Raw genomic sequence first — 14,959 nt, 5'->3', positions numbered from 1 at the left:
TTTCTCAGTATAGCAAAAAAAGATAGGTTGCCCTATCTTTTGCAAAACTCGTATGTCAGAACAGATATGCCGCCGGGTCGACCGCGTTCGGTTGCCCCGGCGCCCACTGTCCGTTGTGGATTTCGAAATGGAGGTGCGGTCCGGTCGACCACCCTGTCGAGCCGAGCGTGCCGACCATTTGTCCCGGTGCGACCGTCTGGCCCGCCTTGACGGAGACCCCGCTGAGGTGCCCATAGACGGTCGTCCAGATCGCGCCGTCGATCAGGTGTGTCACCATCACGACGTTGCCGTACCCGGTCGCGCTGCCGGCACGGAGGACGACGCCCGCGGCGGCCGCGACGACCGGCGTCCCTTCCGCGTTGACGAGGTCGATACCCGTGTGGATCTCGGATTTCCCCGACAGCGGATTGTTGCGCGGACCGAACGGACTCGAGACGTAGCCTTGGACCGGTAGGACGAACGTCCGCGTCTCCTCGATCGGCTGTTCTGCCGGAGCTGGAGAGGGCGGCTGATCGCGCTTCTCGTCCCTGCTCTTCGCCTTCGCTTCCGCTTTGGCTCTTGCCTCTGCTTCAGCCTTCTTTTCGCGGGCTGCCGCTTCCGCTTTTGCCTTCGCTTTCGCGAGCGCCTCCGCCTCTTCAAGCTGCTTCAGCTGCTTCGAGACGAGCTCGGCCTGAGCAGCGAGCACCTCGGCAGCCTCGGCTTCCGTCAGGCGCTCCTGTTCGAGCTGACCGACTTCCCGGTCGAGCTGTTCAAGCAGACTTCGTTTCTCGGCGGCTTCCGCATCGATTTGACGGCGCAAGCCGAGCAGCTTCAGCTGTCCACGCTTCAACGAGTCGAGGAGACGCTCCTGCTCCGCCTTCCGTTCGTTCAGGCGCCTGATGTCGCCGAGGTATTCGCGAAGGACGGCGTCGTCCCGCGCGATGATCGTCGAGACCGTATTGAAACGAGAGATCAGGTCACCGAAGTCCTTCGCGCCGAGCAACACCTCGACGTACTTGACGTCACCGCTGCGCTGGACAGCCCGCAACCGGTCGCCGACCCGCTCCTCGCGTCGCTTGAGGTCGTCCTCGGTCAGAAGGATATCGAGCCGGACGCCGTCGAGCTGGTCCCGTGCCGCGTCGATCGTCGCCTGTTGATCGGCGATGTCCTGCGCGAGCACGTTGAGCCGGTCGTTGACCGCCTCGAGTTTTTGTTCTACCTGCTTGCGTTCCTGTTTCGTCAAGGTGAGACGTTCCGACGTCTCGCTTCGCACTTTCTCGCTCTCCTGTAGACGCGATTCGAGCGATTGCCGTTCTTTCAACAACTCTTCTTTCGACACTGCGTAGACAGGGAGGCTCGACCCGATCAGGGTCAAGCTGATGAGGAAAGGCGTAAAGCGGAGACGCATACGGAACAACTCTCCTTTACATGATTAAATTTTGAGGAAGCGGCCGAGTGATGTCGTCGAGCCCCAGACACCGATGAATGCACCGAGTCCGAGCAGGATCAACGCGATCTGTGCCGACAGTTCGCTCGGTTTGATGAGCGAGAAGATCGACGCGTTCACTGACATGAGCTGCGGCTGCAGCACGCCATACGTCGCTTCGTATCCGAAGATGACGACGGCGATCGGGATGAGTGCCCCGAAAATACCCATGAGCAATCCTTCGATGAAGAACGGCGCACGGATGAAGCCGTTCTTCGCCCCGACGAGACGCATGATCTCGATTTCGCGGCGGCGTGAGAAGATCGTCACCTTGATCGTGTTCGAGATGAGGAACATCGCCATGAACGTCAGACCGACGATCAGGATGATGCCGCCGACCCGGACACCGTCAAGGAAGTTGAACATCTTCTCGACGTAGTCTTCGCCATATTCGACGCTATCTATATTTTCCATTTTTTCGACCGATTTTGCAATCGTTTCCGTCTCATCCGGCGAAGTCGCCTTGACGACGTAACGGTCGTGGAGCGGGTTGTCCTTCTCGACCGACTGGTACGCCTCAGAGCCTTCTCCGAGCTGTTCCTTGAAACGGTCGAGTTCCTGCTCCTTCGAGCTGTACTCGACGGATGCGACGCCCGGCATCTGCTCGAGCTGCTTTCCGACGGCATCGATCTTCGCCTGGTCTGCCTCGCGGTCGACGAACACCTGGATCTCGACGTCCTTCTCGACGTTCTCTGAGATCTTGTTGACATTGAACATCACCATCGCGAAGATACCGACGAGGAGGAGCGTCACGGTGACGGCGCTGATCGACGCGAACGTCATCCAACCATTCCGGACGAGCCCCTTCGCGCCTTCACGCAAGTGACGGAATCCATTAAATTTCATAGCCATACATTCCTTTCTCTTCGTCTCGGACGATTTTTCCACCCTCGATCGCGAGAACGCGATGGCGCATCTTGTTGACGATGTCGCGGTTGTGCGTCGCCATTACGACCGTTGTCCCACGGCGATGGATCTCCTCGAATACCTCCATGATCTCCCACGCGGTATCCGGGTCGAGGTTCCCGGTCGGCTCATCGGCGATGACGAGCGACGGACGGTTGACGATCGCCCGTGCGATCGAGATCCGCTGTTGCTCCCCGCCCGACAGTTCGTTCGGGTAGTTGCGCGCCTTGTGCTTGAGCTTGACGAGGTCGAGCACTTCCATGACCTTCTTGCGGATCTGTTCCTTGTCCTCGCCTACGACCTCGAGCGCGAACGCTACGTTCTCATAGACGGTCAACGACGTCAACAGCTTGAAGTCCTGGAAGATGACGCCGATCTGCCGGCGCAGTTCAGGAATCTGACGGTTTTTCAGTTTCCCGACTTCGAGCCCTTTAAATAAAAATGAACCGCTGGTCGGTTTCTCCTCGCGGTACATCATTTTCATGAATGTCGATTTACCAGCACCAGACGGGCCTACGATATAGACGAATTCGCCTTGATTGATTGTTAGGTTCACTTCCCGGAGCGCGGTGACTCCGTTCGGATAGATCTTGCTTACTTGTTGCATCTTGATCACTTGCTTCACATCCTTATTCAATTAATCGGTGATCAGGCAGCACGTTTCTGCCGCCATCAATTATAGCAGGGTTCAAAAGTCCTAACCATTACAACGACGTTTCATTTCCCCAGCGCAAAACGCAGAAAAGGGGCAGGAAATCGCATGACACGCACCGTGTCTTGCTTTTCCTGCCCCATACTATCCCACATTTATTTTTTTGATGCAAGCCAGTCGGCCACGGCGACGATTTCTTCCTCGTCCTGGATGACGCCCTTCGGCATCGCTCCCTTACCGTTCTTGATGATCTCCTGGATCTCGGCTGAAGAGAGTCGCGCGCCGACCTTCGTCAGGTCAGGACCCGCTCCGCCTTCAAGGTTCTGGCCGTGACATGCCGCACAGTTGTTCGCGAATACTTTCTCCGCGTCGATGGCCGTCTCCGTCTTCGTGCCTTCATCGGATGAAGTCGACTCCTTCTCATCATCGCCGCCGCATGCGCCGAGGACGAGCGTCGCGCCGATACCGAGCGCAAGTAAGAACTTCTTCGTTTTCATGAATGGACCCCCTATCGAATTGTCTGGCTGTTAAGTATGTAACTAGTATAGCCGTTCCAAAGGGTTTTCATGCTTGATTTCACAAATTCTTCACGAATTGTTCACGGCACGTTGCGGTAACGCTTGTCGTCCGTGAAGCCGAGACCGAGCACCTCGTGCGCCTCGCTGACGACGAGGAAGGCATCGGGATCGATGTGTTTGACGATCTCCTTGAGCGTCGTGATCTCGCCTTGGCGGACGACGACCATCAGCATCGGCTTCCTCTTCCGTGTGAAGGCGCCGGCCGCCTCGATCTCGGTCGCGCCGCGGTCGAGCGTCTCGAAGATCTCCTTGACGAGCGCGTCCTTCTTGTCCGAGATGATGTAGGCGAGCTTGTCGTTCGTGATCCCGAGCTGGACGATGTCGATCATCTTGATCGTGATGAACAAGGCGATCAGCGCGTACAGGCCGATCTCGAACGAGAAGACGAGCGCCGCCGTCAGGACGATCGTCCCGTCGAGCAGGGCGATGCAGAGGTGAAGCGGCAGCTTCGTGTAGCGGTGCAGGATCTGGGCGATCAGGTCCATCCCGCCGGTCGATGCCCGCCCCTTGAAGATGAGCCCGAGGCCGATCCCGACGCCTGCTCCGCCGAAGATCGCGGCGAGCATCGGGTTCTCGACAGCCGGCGCGACGTCGAACCGTTCATAGAGCAGGATGACGCCCGGCAGGAAGATCGAGCCGACGAGCGACTTGACGCCGAAGCCGAGCCCGAGGATCATCCAACCGATGCCGAGCAGGACGACGTTCGCGACGAGCTGGAACAGCCCGGGCGAGATGCCGAACATGTCGTTCAGGATGATCGACAGGCCGCTGACGCCGCCTGAGGCGAGCTGGTTCGGTGCCAGGAACAGGCTGAACGCGCTCGCGACGAAGACCGATCCGGTAAGTAGGTAGAGGTAGTCGCGTACGACTTCCCCGCGTGTGTTCTCCATCATGATTCCCCCAAAATGTATACGTATGCCAAAAAGGCTCCGTTTTTCATTCTAGCGGAAACGGGGAATGCCGCCTAGACGGTCGTAACAACTCACCGTTATACCGTGTTGAAGGATTCCGGATACTCGACCGTGCCGGAGACGCCTTTGAGCGCACCGCGCTCGAGCGCGAGCACCATGAACACCTCGGGCAGGACGGGGAACGGCGGGATGATCCCGTAGCGGTCCGCCCGTTCGAAGCCGAACTGCGGATAGTAGCTGTCGTGCCCGAGGACGATGATGTGCTGCTCGCCTGCTTCCGTCGCCGCCTCGATCATCCGGCGGATCAGCTCGCCGCCGATGCCTTTGCGCTGCCATGCCGGCTTGACGCCGACCGGTGCGAGGGCGAGTGACGGGATGCCGTCGATCGTGATCCGGCTCAGCATGCCGTGCCCGGCGATCTCCCCCTGCTCGCTGACCGCGACGAGCGAGAATTCCGCAATATATCCGTCCGATTCGCGGATCGCCTCGACGAGGTTCGCCTCGGCCGCCTGGCCGAACGCCGACTGATGGACGGTGCGGATGCCTGCTGCGTCCTTGAACTTCTCTGGTCTGATTTGCATGTTTCTTCCTCCTCTTCGGATGAAAAAAGCGGGCGCATCGCTGCACCCGCTGATCTGTTTTATGAAGCGGCAGGATGTCTGCCTTATTCGCCTAGTCGGACCGAGCTGCCCGCGGAAAGCGGACGACATACGCTGTCAGCTTCCGTTCCGGTCTAAGACGAATCCCTATTACATGTTCATCATGCGGAGATATGCGTCGATGAAGCCCATGATGTCGCCGTCCATGACGCCGGACGTGTTCCCGACCTCATAGCTCGTCCGGTGGTCCTTGACCATGCTGTACGGGTGGAAGACGTACGAGCGGATCTGGCTGCCCCAGGCGATGTCCGATTTCTCGCCGCGGATCTCGTCGAGCTTCTTCTGCTGCTCTTCGATCTCGCGCTGATAGAGCTTCGCTTTGAGCATCTTCATCGCGGCTTCGCGGTTCTTGATCTGCGAACGTTCCTGCTGGCAGGAGACGACGACGCCGGTCGGCACGTGCGTGATCCGGACGGCCGAGTCGGTCGTGTTGATGTGCTGACCGCCGGCGCCTGACGCGCGATACGTGTCGACGCGGAGGTCTTCCGTCCGCACTTCGATGTCGATGTTGTCATCGAATTCCGGCATGACGTCGCACGAGACGAACGACGTGTGACGGCGGCCTGACGAATCGAACGGCGAGATCCGGACGAGACGGTGGATCCCTTTCTCCGCCTTCAGGTAGCCATACGCGTTATGTCCCTGGATGCGGAGCGTGACCGACTTGACGCCTGCCTCATCGCCCGGCTGATAGTCCATCGTCTCGACCTTCCAGCCCTGCTTGTCGCAGAAGCGCTGGTACATCCGGAGCAGCATCGATGCCCAGTCCTGCGACTCGGTGCCGCCTGCACCCGGGTGCAGCTCGAGGATCGCGTTGTTCGCGTCGTATTCCCCGTTCAAGAGGATCTGGAGCTCGAACTCGTCGAACTTGCCTTTGAGCTCCGTCAACTCGCTCTCGAGCTCCTCCTGCATCTCCGCGTCCGGCTCTTCCTTGATCAGTTCGTACGTCAGGGCGATGTTCTCATGCCCGTCCTCGAGGAACTTGTACTTGTCGACCATCGTCTTCAGTCCGTTCGACTCGTCGATGACCTTCTGCGCCGACTCCTGGTCATTCCAGAAGTCCGGGTACGTCATCTCGTTCTCGAGCTCCTCGATCCGTGACATCTTCGCTTCGAGGTCGAGCGATGCCTTGTATTCCTCGAGTTTCTTCGCCATCCACTCTGCCTGGTTGCGAATTTCTGCTAATTCCATGTAACTCACCATCTCTTTCCGCCAAAAGAGGCAGGAAGCCCTGCCTCTCTCAGTCAATTCCTAACGGGCTTACGCTTGGCGCCCGTGACAGTTCTTATATTTTTTGCCTGATCCGCACCAGCACGGGTCGTTGCGCCCGATCTGGTCGTTCGCGTTCTTTCTGACCGGCTGTTTCTTGACGGCCTTGTCTTCCTTGCCGGAGACCGCGACCTCGTCCTTGACGACCTTCTCGCGTTTCAGGTTCGGGTCGAGGTCCGCGCGGAGGACGAATTGCGTCACTTCCTCGGCGATCGCCGCGTTCATCGCGTCGAACATCTGCGAACCTTCCGACTGGTACTCGCGGAGCGGGTCGTTCTGGCCGTAAGCGCGGAGGTGGATCCCTTCGCGCAGCTGGTCCATCTGGTCGATGTGGTTCATCCAGTGCTGGTCGACGGCGCGGAGGACGATGACCTTCTCGAACTCGTTGAAGGCCGCATCCGGCACTTCGCTCCGTTTATGGTCGTAGTGCGCGAACGTGCGCTCATGCAGCAGCTCGATGATCTCCTCGCGCTCCTTGCCGAACAGTTCCTGCTCCGAGACCGGCGTCTCGAGGGCGAGCGTCTGGTTCGACCAGTCGGCGAGTGCGCCGATGCTCCATTCCTCCGGCACGAACTCGACCGGCGTGTACTGGTAGACGCCTGCTTCGATCGTCCGTTCGATCATCGTCTTGACGATGTCCGACACCGATTCCGCATCCAGGATCATCGCCCGGTCGCCATACATGACCTTCCGCTGGTCGGCCATGACGTTGTCGTATCCGAGGACCTGTTTCCGCGCGTCGAAGTTGTTCCCTTCGACCCGTTTCTGGGCCGATTCGACGGCGCGTGACACCATCCGGCTCTCGATCGGCTGCGTGTCGTCCATCCCAAGGCGGTCCATCATCGACTGGAGCGAATCCGAGCCGAAGCGGCGCATCAGTTCATCCTCGAGCGAGAGGTAGAACTGCGAGCGTCCCGGGTCACCTTGACGACCGGCACGGCCGCGGAGCTGGTTGTCGATCCGGCGTGATTCGTGGCGCTCCGTCCCGAGGATGTAGAGGCCGCCCTTCTCGAGGACGCCGTCCCCGAGCTTGATGTCGGTACCGCGGCCCGCCATGTTCGTCGCGATCGTGACCGCGTTCGCTTGCCCCGCGTTCTCGACGATCTCCGCCTCGCGGGCGTGGTTCTTCGCGTTCAACACCTCATGCTTGATGCCGCGCTTCTTGAGCAGGCCGCTCAGGAGCTCGGACGTCTCGACGGCGACCGTACCGACGAGGACCGGCTGGCCTTCGCGGTGGGCGCGTTCGATCTCGTTGACGACGGCCGCGAACTTCCCGTTCATCGACTTGAAGATCAAGTCCGGCTTGTCGTCGCGGACGATCGGCTTGTTCGTCGGGACGGGCACGACGTGCATGTTGTAGATGTTACGGAACTCTTCTTCCTCCGTCTTCGCCGTACCGGTCATCCCGGCAAGCTTCGTGTACATGCGGAAGAAGTTCTGGTACGTGATCGTCGCGAGCGTCATCGACTCGCGCTGGATCTCGACGCCTTCCTTCGCCTCGATCGCCTGGTGCAGCCCTTCCGAGTAGCGGCGGCCTTCCATGACGCGGCCCGTGAACTGGTCGATGATCATGACTTCGCCGTCCCGGATCATGTAGTCGACGTCGAGGTGCATGACGGCGTTCGCGCGGAGCGCGAGGCTTAGGTGGTGGTTGAGGGCGACGTGCTCGAGACCGAACAGGTTGTCGATGCCGAAGTACTTCTCGGCCCGGTCGATCCCCTGCTCCGTCAAGAGGACGGACTTCGTCTTGATGTCGACCGTGTAGTCCTCGTCGATCTTCATCATCTTCGCGAACTGGTCGGCCTGCGCGTAGAGCGCCGTCGACTTCTGGGCAGAACCCGAGATTATGAGCGGCGTGCGCGCCTCATCGACGAGGATCGAGTCGACCTCATCGACGACCGCATAGCTGAGCGGACGCTGGACGCGGTCCTCTTTGTAGAGCACCATGTTGTCGCGCAAGTAGTCGAACCCGAACTCGTTGTTCGTCCCGTACGTGATGTCGCAGCCGTACGCCGCCTGTTTCTCAGGGCGTGACATGCTCGACAGGTTGAGCCCGACCGAGAGGCCGAGCGCCGCATAGAGCGGCTCCATGATGTCGCGGTCACGCTTCGCGAGGTATTCGTTGACGGTGACGACGTGGACGCCGTTGCCAGCGAGTGCGTTCAGGTAGACCGGGAGCGTCGCGACGAGCGTCTTCCCTTCCCCTGTCTTCATCTCCGCGATGTCTCCGTTGTGGAGGACGTATCCCCCGATCAGCTGGACACGGTAGTGGCGCATGCCGAGCACGCGTGTCGAGACTTCCCGACAGACCGCGAACGCCTCCGGCAGGATGTCGTCGAGATCCTCGCCGGCAGAAAGGCGCGAACGGAACTCGAGTGTCTTCTCTTCTAAAGCCTGGTCCGACAATGCGGCCATCTCGTCAGCGAACGACTCGACGGCGTCTGCCGCCGCGTTCGCCTTCTTCAAGACGCGCTTCGTCGGTGCGAATAGTTCTTTCAAAAAGTTAGCCATGCCTGCTAGTCCCCTTACTTCCTCTACTGGCATTGACGCCAGTCAGAATACCGAGATTTTTCCTTTATCCAGTGTATCGAAGATAGGGTCAAATTTCAACTTGCGCCGTACCGTGCCCGTCAATCCGCCGCCGGAAGTCTTACGGCGGACCTGAAATGTGTCAGCTCTGTGTCGGGGAGCGCCAGGGACGTCACGCCGAATTTCAGGTTCTCTCGCGGATAATAGTTTATAAGCATAACTAAAAGAGGCGCTTCCCGAAGGAGGCGCCCCTGTCGATTTCATTATTCTGGTTCAATCAAGCCGTAACGTCCGTCCTTACGACGGTAGACGACGTTCGTGTTGCCCGTCTCTGCGTCAGCGAAGACGAAGAACGTGTGGCCGAGCATATCCATCTGGAGGATCGCTTCTTCCGTGTCCATCGGCTTGAGCGTGAAACGCTTCGTCCGGACGAGTTCGAGTTCTGCCTCGTCCTCTTCATAGACGGCCGTGTCTGCTTCCGGTCCTTCCAGAGTCTTGAAGTACTCGCCGATGCCGCCTTCTTTCGCGCGGCTCTTACGGTTGATTTTCGTTTTGTGCTTGCGGATTTGGCGCTCGAGCTTATCGACGACGAGATCGATCGCTGCATACATGTCTCCGTTGATGTCCTCTGCGCGGAGCAGGAGGTTCGGCATCGGGATCGTCACTTCGACCTTCTGCTTCTCGTTGTGCACCTTCAGGTTGACGTATGCTGTCTGCGCTTCCGTAGGAGTCGTAAAATACCGAGTTAACTTTTCAAGCTTCTTCTCGACGTAATCCTTGAGAGCGTCTGTGACTTCCAAGTTTTCACCGCGAATGTTGTAAATCATGTGAACTCCTCCTTAGTGACCGGTTGAACCTATGAATTCTCCATCCTTCGTCCGTTTCCTTCAGAAGATTTTGAATTCTTTTGATTCATGATTATTATACCACGATAAGCGGTCAGATGAAACGTGAATGGTGACCATCCGTTGAACATCTTCCTGAATGCTTACGTACTATAATATTTCGTGCTTTGGATATTAGGAGTATTACCCTCAGTGCATCCATTCAAAACAAAAAACCGCTTTTAGGCGGATGGCCTAAAAACGGTGGTGGCTGCAGTTGGATTAGAGCTTCGTGACGTTCGCCGCTTGTGGACCGCGGTCTCCGTCAACGATCTCGAATTCCACTTCTTCGCCTTCTTCAAGTGACTTATAGCCGTCTGCTTGGATTGCTGAGAAGTGGACGAAAACGTCTTTCGCGTTCTCGGTTTCGATGAAACCATAACCCTTTTCAGCGTTGAACCATTTTACTTTACCTTGTTGCATCTCTTTTCACGTTCCCTTCGCAAAACCAGAGTCGAGAGCAAGCTCTCTACGGATAAGTCTATCAAAAGAAGGAATTATTGACAATTAAAAATTCTGACAATTCAAATATGATTTTTGTCACTCTCCTACTGAAGAACTATTCATTGTTATGGTTTTCAAAAAATTACATTGTCATTACAGTTCCATGTATTGTATTATATCGTTAGTTTCTACCTATTTTATCCATTGTCCTGTTAAGGAGGATGCTGTCGAATGCGACAATTCCATAATGACGAGAAATACCGGATCACGAAACGTACCGTGGCCATCCTGCCCTGCTACGACGTGATGAAGCAGTCGATGATCGTACTCGAGGACGGGACGACCATCACGACGCCGCTTCGCCCGTATCAGCTGCTCCAACTGTCTTGCCGGCAGTACAACAGCTCGATCGAGGAGCGCATCGTCACCGCGAAGCGCGTGGCGCCGGTCAAAGGCAAGGTGCCGGTCGTGATCGAACCATCTCTTGGCCTCGTATTCTTCCCTACGAAATCACCGAAACGTGATGATTGCGAGTGGTATGCTTGGAGCCACATGACTGAAGTGATCGTCGAGGCTGACGGCCAGACGAAGCTGAAGACGCGCAACGGCATGATCCTTCCTGTGAACGCTTCTCCCTACATCGTCCGCAACCAAATGAAAGCGACCGGAGAACTGATGGCGCGCTATCAACAACTGAACACGATGACATTAGAAGAACGCTTCAATGCCGTCAAATCGTAACAAAAGAGAAAGGGTTGGGCGATTTTGCTCAATCCTTTTTTAATTTTGCCGATAATAGATAGGATGAGATGAATCGAGGAGGGATGCAGATGAACGTACAGATGAACACCTTGGCCCCTGCAGCAGCGACGAAGAATGCCCCGCTCGCACCGAACAAGACTTACAGCGGCACCGTCCTCGAGCAGACGGGACCGAACACGGCGCTCGTCCAGGTCGGACGCGACAAGGTCGAGATGACATTCGCAGGCGACGTCCCGGAAGGCAGCTTCCAGTTCCAGGTGAAGGGACAGACGACGGAAGGCTACCTGATCGAGCAGGTGACCGAGACGGCGGAGACTGGCGAGACTCAGGCGACGGAAGAGACGAAGACGGCGACGAAAGGCGAAGCGGCGTTGCTTGAGGACGTCCCGCCCGAGCTGAAGAACGCGATCGCCCGCCTGTTGAACTCAGGCATCGAGAAGACGCCGGAGACGGTCGCCCGGCTCGTCGCCGTCCTGCAAGGCGTACATAAGGACGTCCTGCTCGCGCTCGTCAGCAGCCCGTCCGACAGCGCATTGCCGGTCGACGTCAAGGAACTGCTGCTCGAGCTGCTCGCTGCAGACGGCGAACAGGTACTTGATTTGCCCGAGTTCAAGGCGGCGAAGCAGGACCCGACGCTCCCGAACGTGATCGCGGCAGACGCCGTACGCGCGGCGACGCCGATCAAGCAGGACGTCTTTGATGCGCCGGAACCGGCGCTGCGAACATTCGTCCAGCAACTGCCGGAGCATGAGCGCCCGGAGCTGCTCGCGCGAATCGAGCGCGGCGACAACACGGTCCGGACCGAACTCGCGGCCCGCTTCCCGGAAGAACGTCCGGCAAGCATCTTACGGAACGAACGGATCACCGAGCCGAAGCTCGTCCAGGTCCGCGAAGTGACACCTCGGCTCGCCGAAGTGACGAACGACTTCCGGAGCAACCAGCGGACGATCGTCTCCCAGCTCCGCCAGGTCGAGACGCTCGTCGAGACGCGCCCACTCCAAGTCGCGCAAGTGATCGAGAGCACGGCGAACCGGCTTCGCCAGACGCTCCAGCAGACGGACGCGACGCTCCACGTCAGCATGAAGGACGAGAAGCAGCTGATCCAGGTGCTCTCGAAGCTCGAGCGCGGGACAGAGCTCGCCTATGCCGGACGAGGAGCGGAAGCGAAAGTCGTCCTGACGGAAGCACGCGTCTTCCTTGAAGCGTTCCGCTTCGCCCCGGCGAACGTCCGGACGACCTACCTGCCAGAGCTGAACGACAAGCCGGTCCCCTACCAGCCGCGCGAGAACAGCGCGCGTGTCCTGCAGGAGACGGTCCAGCGCGTGACGCAGCAGACGGAGCAGCTGAAGCTCCAGTCGACCGAACTGAAGGTGACGCCGGCAGCGACGCCGGAGGCAGCCCGACTGCAGTCTTTTCTTACGACGCAACAGCAGATCAACAAGCCGGAGAACAACCAGCTCCAGCAACTCGTCCTCAGCCTGCCCGTCCAGATCGTCGAGCAGACGGCGGGTCTCCACGTCCACATCCAGAACAAGCGCCCGGACGAAGTGATCGACTGGGAGAACAACACGCTCTACGTCCAGCTCGAGACGCCGCGGCTCGGCGACATCGGGATCAAGGTCGAGACGGTCAGCCGGAAGATGCAGATCACGATCGAGAACGACTTCCCGCTGCTTGAGCGCCTCGCGGGGCCGTTCCTCGAGCGGACGACCGAAGCGCTGCGCGCGACCGGCTACGAAGACGTCCGGATCAAGTTCGACGCCTTCACGCGCGAAGCAATCGATGCTCCGAAGCCGAAGCAGCAGGAAGAAACAGGATACGACTACCGCATCTAAGGAGGACACGATGTATCAGAAAATCGACTTGAAACAGCGCAAGACGGCGGCCGTCCTCCGCTACGATGAGGCGTCCGGCAACGCGCCGGTCGTCGTCGCGCTCGGCAGCGGCGCGGCAGCCGAGCGGATCCTGCAGGAGGCACGCAAGAGCGGCATCCAGGTCGAGCACGACACGTCGCTGCTCGGCCACTTGCTCGACCTCGACCTCGGGACGGCGATCCCGCCCCAGCTCTACGACGTGATGGCGGAACTGTTATTATTGATAGAAGAACTCGACAACGCGAAAGGACGGACGTGACATGACCGAACAGCAACTCTATGCGATGACGCCCCAGGAACTGACGACGACGATGCTTGAGGCGCTCGTCCTCCAGTACGCCCGCGCCTTGAAAGCACGGCAGGACAACCGGTTTGAGGAGACGAGTGCGCGCCTGCAGAAGGCGTACGGCCTGCTCGTCAAGCTTCAGGAAGGATTGAGCGACGACGGCGGCATCATCGCAGGCCAGCTCGACTACCTCTATACGTACCTCGGCCAACTGACGGTCGAAGCGGCCGTGACGAAGGACGCGGATACGATCGCGTCGCTCCAGGATGACGCGGCACAACTACACGATACATGGCGCACCGCTTGCGAGAACACGGTTCCAGCAGCGAGAGGCGCCCACCACTCCATCTACGAAGGGATGAGCTACTGATGCGGATCACGAACAACGTCCAGGCGCTGAAAGCCTATCGCAACCTGACGGCGAACCAACTGAACATCAAAGGCAACATGGATAAACTGTCGAGCGGACAGAAGATCAACAGGGCGGCGGACGACGCGGCCGGACTCGCCATCTCGGAGAAGATGCGGACGCGCCTCAAGGCGCTCGACAAGGCAGAACAGAACGTCCTCGACGGCATCTCGATGGTCCAGACGGTCGAAGGCGGCTTGAACGAGACGCACGCGCTACTTCAGCGGATGCGCGAACTCGCCGTCCAGGCGGGCAACGGGACGCTTGCAGAGAGCGACCGCGCAGCTGTCCAGGAAGAGATCAACCAGCTGACCGACGAAGTCTCGCGCATCGCGAACACGACGCAGTTCAACGGCAAGACGCTCTTGACGGGTGCTTACAAGGAAGGCGCAGAGTCGCTCTTCTTCCAGACCGGTGCCGGCAGCATGGAAGGACTCGAGCTGAACATCGGAGACATGCGCGCTCTTGAACTCGGCATCTCGACGACGACGACCTACACGGGCGCGAAGGAGCTCGTCAACAAATCGGACGCAGCGCCGGAATACGCGCTGAGCGTCCTGACGACGGACGGCGCGAACAATGCGATCGAAGCATACTCGAAGGCAATCGAGACCGTCTCGCAGCAGCGCGCGAAGCTCGGTGCCGTCCAGAACCGGTTCGAGGCGACGAACTCTGTCCTCGGCATCAGCCGTGAGAACCTGACGGCGTCCGAGTCACGGATCCGCGACACCGACATGGCACGCGAGATGATGGAATATGCGAAGCACAACATCCTGAACCAGTCCGGGATGGCGATGATCGCCCAGGCGAACGCGCTGCCGCAAGGCGTGTTGCAGCTGCTCAACTAAGGAGGGAAACACGATGGATATTCGACGCATCCAGCAGACATCACGAATCGACACACCGAAGAGCGGACCGCGCGAAGTCGAGGCCGCGACGACCTTCTCCGCGCTCATGCAGGAGAAGCGTGAGCATAAAGGCTACGAGCGCCTCCAGCAGAAGCTGACGCTCGTCCAGGAACAGGGCGAACTGCTCGCCGAGAGCCAGACGATCGAGAACCTCGAGTCCTACAAGGAGAAGATCAAGGACTTCCTGAAGGACGCGCTCGACCAGTCGCTCAGCTTGGAAGAAAAGCGCGGCTTCAACCGCCGCGGCCGCACGAAAATCTATAAGGTCGTCGAGCAGGTCGACGCGAAGCTGCTCGCCCTGACCGACACCGTCATCTCCGGCGAATCACGTCGCCTCGACATACTCGACCAGGTCGGCGAGATCCGCGGGATGCTCGTCAACGTTTTCGTCTGACCGTCTTATTTTGAAAGGATGTCTTACTT

The 14,959-nt window shown here is 58.8% G+C and carries 16 protein-coding genes; 6 read left to right on the top strand and 10 right to left on the bottom strand.

What is annotated here, in order from left to right; genetic code table 11:
* Positions 1 to 55 precede the first annotated feature (55 nt).
* From DFG60_RS02265 to DFG60_RS02220, 10 genes are all read right to left on the bottom strand, one after another.
* Positions 56 to 1,387 (bottom strand): murein hydrolase activator EnvC family protein, encoded by a 1,332-nt coding sequence (locus DFG60_RS02265; protein WP_114570118.1) that lies wholly within the window; start codon positions 1,385 to 1,387, stop codon positions 56 to 58.
* A 24-nt stretch (positions 1,388 to 1,411) separates the two neighbouring features.
* Positions 1,412 to 2,311: a permease-like cell division protein FtsX gene (gene ftsX / locus DFG60_RS02260; protein ID WP_114570117.1), complete on the bottom strand. Its 900-nt coding sequence runs from the start codon at positions 2,309 to 2,311 to the stop codon at positions 1,412 to 1,414.
* A complete protein-coding gene (ftsE, locus tag DFG60_RS02255; RefSeq protein WP_114570116.1) occupies positions 2,301 to 2,987 on the bottom strand; it encodes a cell division ATP-binding protein FtsE in 687 nt (228 codons plus the stop codon). Before ftsE ends, ftsX begins: the two co-directional genes overlap by 11 nt.
* 191 nt (positions 2,988 to 3,178) lie before the next feature.
* A complete protein-coding gene (cccB, locus tag DFG60_RS02250) occupies positions 3,179 to 3,520 on the bottom strand; it encodes a cytochrome c551 (protein WP_114570115.1) in 342 nt (113 codons plus the stop codon).
* A gap of 101 nt (positions 3,521 to 3,621) precedes the next feature.
* On the bottom strand, positions 3,622 to 4,491 hold the full coding sequence (locus DFG60_RS02245; RefSeq protein WP_114570114.1) for a YitT family protein: 870 nt from the start codon (positions 4,489 to 4,491) through the stop codon (positions 3,622 to 3,624).
* A gap of 98 nt (positions 4,492 to 4,589) precedes the next feature.
* Positions 4,590 to 5,093 (bottom strand): GNAT family N-acetyltransferase, encoded by a 504-nt coding sequence (locus DFG60_RS02240; protein ID WP_114570113.1) that lies wholly within the window; start codon positions 5,091 to 5,093, stop codon positions 4,590 to 4,592.
* Positions 5,094 to 5,261: 168 nt separating this feature from the next.
* Positions 5,262 to 6,362 carry a peptide chain release factor 2 gene (prfB, locus tag DFG60_RS02235; protein WP_114570112.1) on the bottom strand — a complete coding sequence of 367 codons (1,101 nt, stop codon included), beginning with the start codon at positions 6,360 to 6,362 and terminating at the stop codon, positions 5,262 to 5,264.
* 69 nt (positions 6,363 to 6,431) lie between these two features.
* Positions 6,432 to 8,951 (bottom strand): preprotein translocase subunit SecA, encoded by a 2,520-nt coding sequence (gene secA / locus DFG60_RS02230; protein WP_114570111.1) that lies wholly within the window; start codon positions 8,949 to 8,951, stop codon positions 6,432 to 6,434.
* 281 nt (positions 8,952 to 9,232) lie between these two features.
* Entirely contained in the window at positions 9,233 to 9,796 is a 564-nt protein-coding gene (gene hpf, locus DFG60_RS02225; RefSeq protein WP_114570110.1) for a ribosome hibernation-promoting factor, HPF/YfiA family, read from the bottom strand.
* A gap of 279 nt (positions 9,797 to 10,075) precedes the next feature.
* On the bottom strand, positions 10,076 to 10,276 hold the full coding sequence (locus DFG60_RS02220; RefSeq protein WP_114570109.1) for a cold-shock protein: 201 nt from the start codon (positions 10,274 to 10,276) through the stop codon (positions 10,076 to 10,078).
* 252 nt (positions 10,277 to 10,528) lie between these two features.
* Between DFG60_RS02220 and DFG60_RS02215 the strand changes: the two genes are divergently transcribed.
* The 6 genes from DFG60_RS02215 to DFG60_RS02190 all read left to right on the top strand — a co-directional run bounded on the left by DFG60_RS02215 (position 10,529) and on the right by DFG60_RS02190 (position 14,930).
* Positions 10,529 to 11,038 carry a competence protein ComK gene (locus tag DFG60_RS02215; RefSeq protein WP_114570108.1) on the top strand — a complete coding sequence of 170 codons (510 nt, stop codon included), beginning with the start codon at positions 10,529 to 10,531 and terminating at the stop codon, positions 11,036 to 11,038.
* Positions 11,039 to 11,127: 89 nt separating this feature from the next.
* Positions 11,128 to 12,894, top strand: coding sequence for a hypothetical protein (locus tag DFG60_RS02210; protein WP_114570107.1), 1,767 nt, complete (start codon positions 11,128 to 11,130; stop codon positions 12,892 to 12,894).
* A 10-nt stretch (positions 12,895 to 12,904) separates the two neighbouring features.
* Positions 12,905 to 13,192, top strand: coding sequence for an EscU/YscU/HrcU family type III secretion system export apparatus switch protein (locus tag DFG60_RS02205; RefSeq protein WP_114570106.1), 288 nt, complete (start codon positions 12,905 to 12,907; stop codon positions 13,190 to 13,192).
* A 1-nt stretch (position 13,193) separates the two neighbouring features.
* Positions 13,194 to 13,589, top strand: a complete 396-nt coding sequence (locus DFG60_RS02200; protein ID WP_114570105.1) for a flagellar export chaperone FliS — start codon at positions 13,194 to 13,196, stop codon at positions 13,587 to 13,589.
* Positions 13,589 to 14,476: a flagellin N-terminal helical domain-containing protein gene (locus DFG60_RS02195; protein WP_114570104.1), complete on the top strand. Its 888-nt coding sequence runs from the start codon at positions 13,589 to 13,591 to the stop codon at positions 14,474 to 14,476. Before DFG60_RS02200 ends, DFG60_RS02195 begins: the two co-directional genes overlap by 1 nt.
* 13 nt (positions 14,477 to 14,489) lie before the next feature.
* Entirely contained in the window at positions 14,490 to 14,930 is a 441-nt protein-coding gene (locus tag DFG60_RS02190; RefSeq protein WP_114570103.1) for a YaaR family protein, read from the top strand.
* The last annotated feature ends 29 nt before the right edge of the window (positions 14,931 to 14,959 follow it).

The organism is Exiguobacterium flavidum, from assembly GCF_003344535.1.
Lineage (GTDB): Bacteria > Bacillota > Bacilli > Exiguobacteriales > Exiguobacteriaceae > Exiguobacterium_A > Exiguobacterium_A flavidum.
The sequence above is the reverse complement of the archived record's forward strand: the minus strand, read 5'-3'. Positions and strand labels throughout refer to the sequence as shown.

What these genes read in the sequence shown, in the direction of transcription:
- DFG60_RS02265 (WP_114570118.1), bottom strand. Translation starts at nt 1,387, where the DNA reads ATGCGTCTCCGCTTTACGCCTTTCCTCATCAGCTTGACCCTGATCGGG.
- ftsX (WP_114570117.1), bottom strand. Translation starts at nt 2,311, where the DNA reads ATGAAATTTAATGGATTCCGTCACTTGCGTGAAGGCGCGAAGGGGCTC.
- cccB (WP_114570115.1), bottom strand. Translation starts at nt 3,520, where the DNA reads ATGAAAACGAAGAAGTTCTTACTTGCGCTCGGTATCGGCGCGACGCTC.
- DFG60_RS02245 (WP_114570114.1), bottom strand. Translation starts at nt 4,491, where the DNA reads ATGGAGAACACACGCGGGGAAGTCGTACGCGACTACCTCTACCTACTT.
- DFG60_RS02240 (WP_114570113.1), bottom strand. Translation starts at nt 5,093, where the DNA reads ATGCAAATCAGACCAGAGAAGTTCAAGGACGCAGCAGGCATCCGCACC.
- prfB (WP_114570112.1), bottom strand. Translation starts at nt 6,362, where the DNA reads ATGGAATTAGCAGAAATTCGCAACCAGGCAGAGTGGATGGCGAAGAAA.
- secA (WP_114570111.1), bottom strand. Translation starts at nt 8,951, where the DNA reads ATGGCTAACTTTTTGAAAGAACTATTCGCACCGACGAAGCGCGTCTTG.
- hpf (WP_114570110.1), bottom strand. Translation starts at nt 9,796, where the DNA reads ATGATTTACAACATTCGCGGTGAAAACTTGGAAGTCACAGACGCTCTC.
- DFG60_RS02220 (WP_114570109.1), bottom strand. Translation starts at nt 10,276, where the DNA reads ATGCAACAAGGTAAAGTAAAATGGTTCAACGCTGAAAAGGGTTATGGT.
- DFG60_RS02215 (WP_114570108.1), top strand. Translation starts at nt 10,529, where the DNA reads ATGCGACAATTCCATAATGACGAGAAATACCGGATCACGAAACGTACC.
- DFG60_RS02210 (WP_114570107.1), top strand. Translation starts at nt 11,128, where the DNA reads ATGAACGTACAGATGAACACCTTGGCCCCTGCAGCAGCGACGAAGAAT.
- DFG60_RS02205 (WP_114570106.1), top strand. Translation starts at nt 12,905, where the DNA reads ATGTATCAGAAAATCGACTTGAAACAGCGCAAGACGGCGGCCGTCCTC.
- DFG60_RS02200 (WP_114570105.1), top strand. Translation starts at nt 13,194, where the DNA reads ATGACCGAACAGCAACTCTATGCGATGACGCCCCAGGAACTGACGACG.
- DFG60_RS02195 (WP_114570104.1), top strand. Translation starts at nt 13,589, where the DNA reads ATGCGGATCACGAACAACGTCCAGGCGCTGAAAGCCTATCGCAACCTG.
- DFG60_RS02190 (WP_114570103.1), top strand. Translation starts at nt 14,490, where the DNA reads ATGGATATTCGACGCATCCAGCAGACATCACGAATCGACACACCGAAG.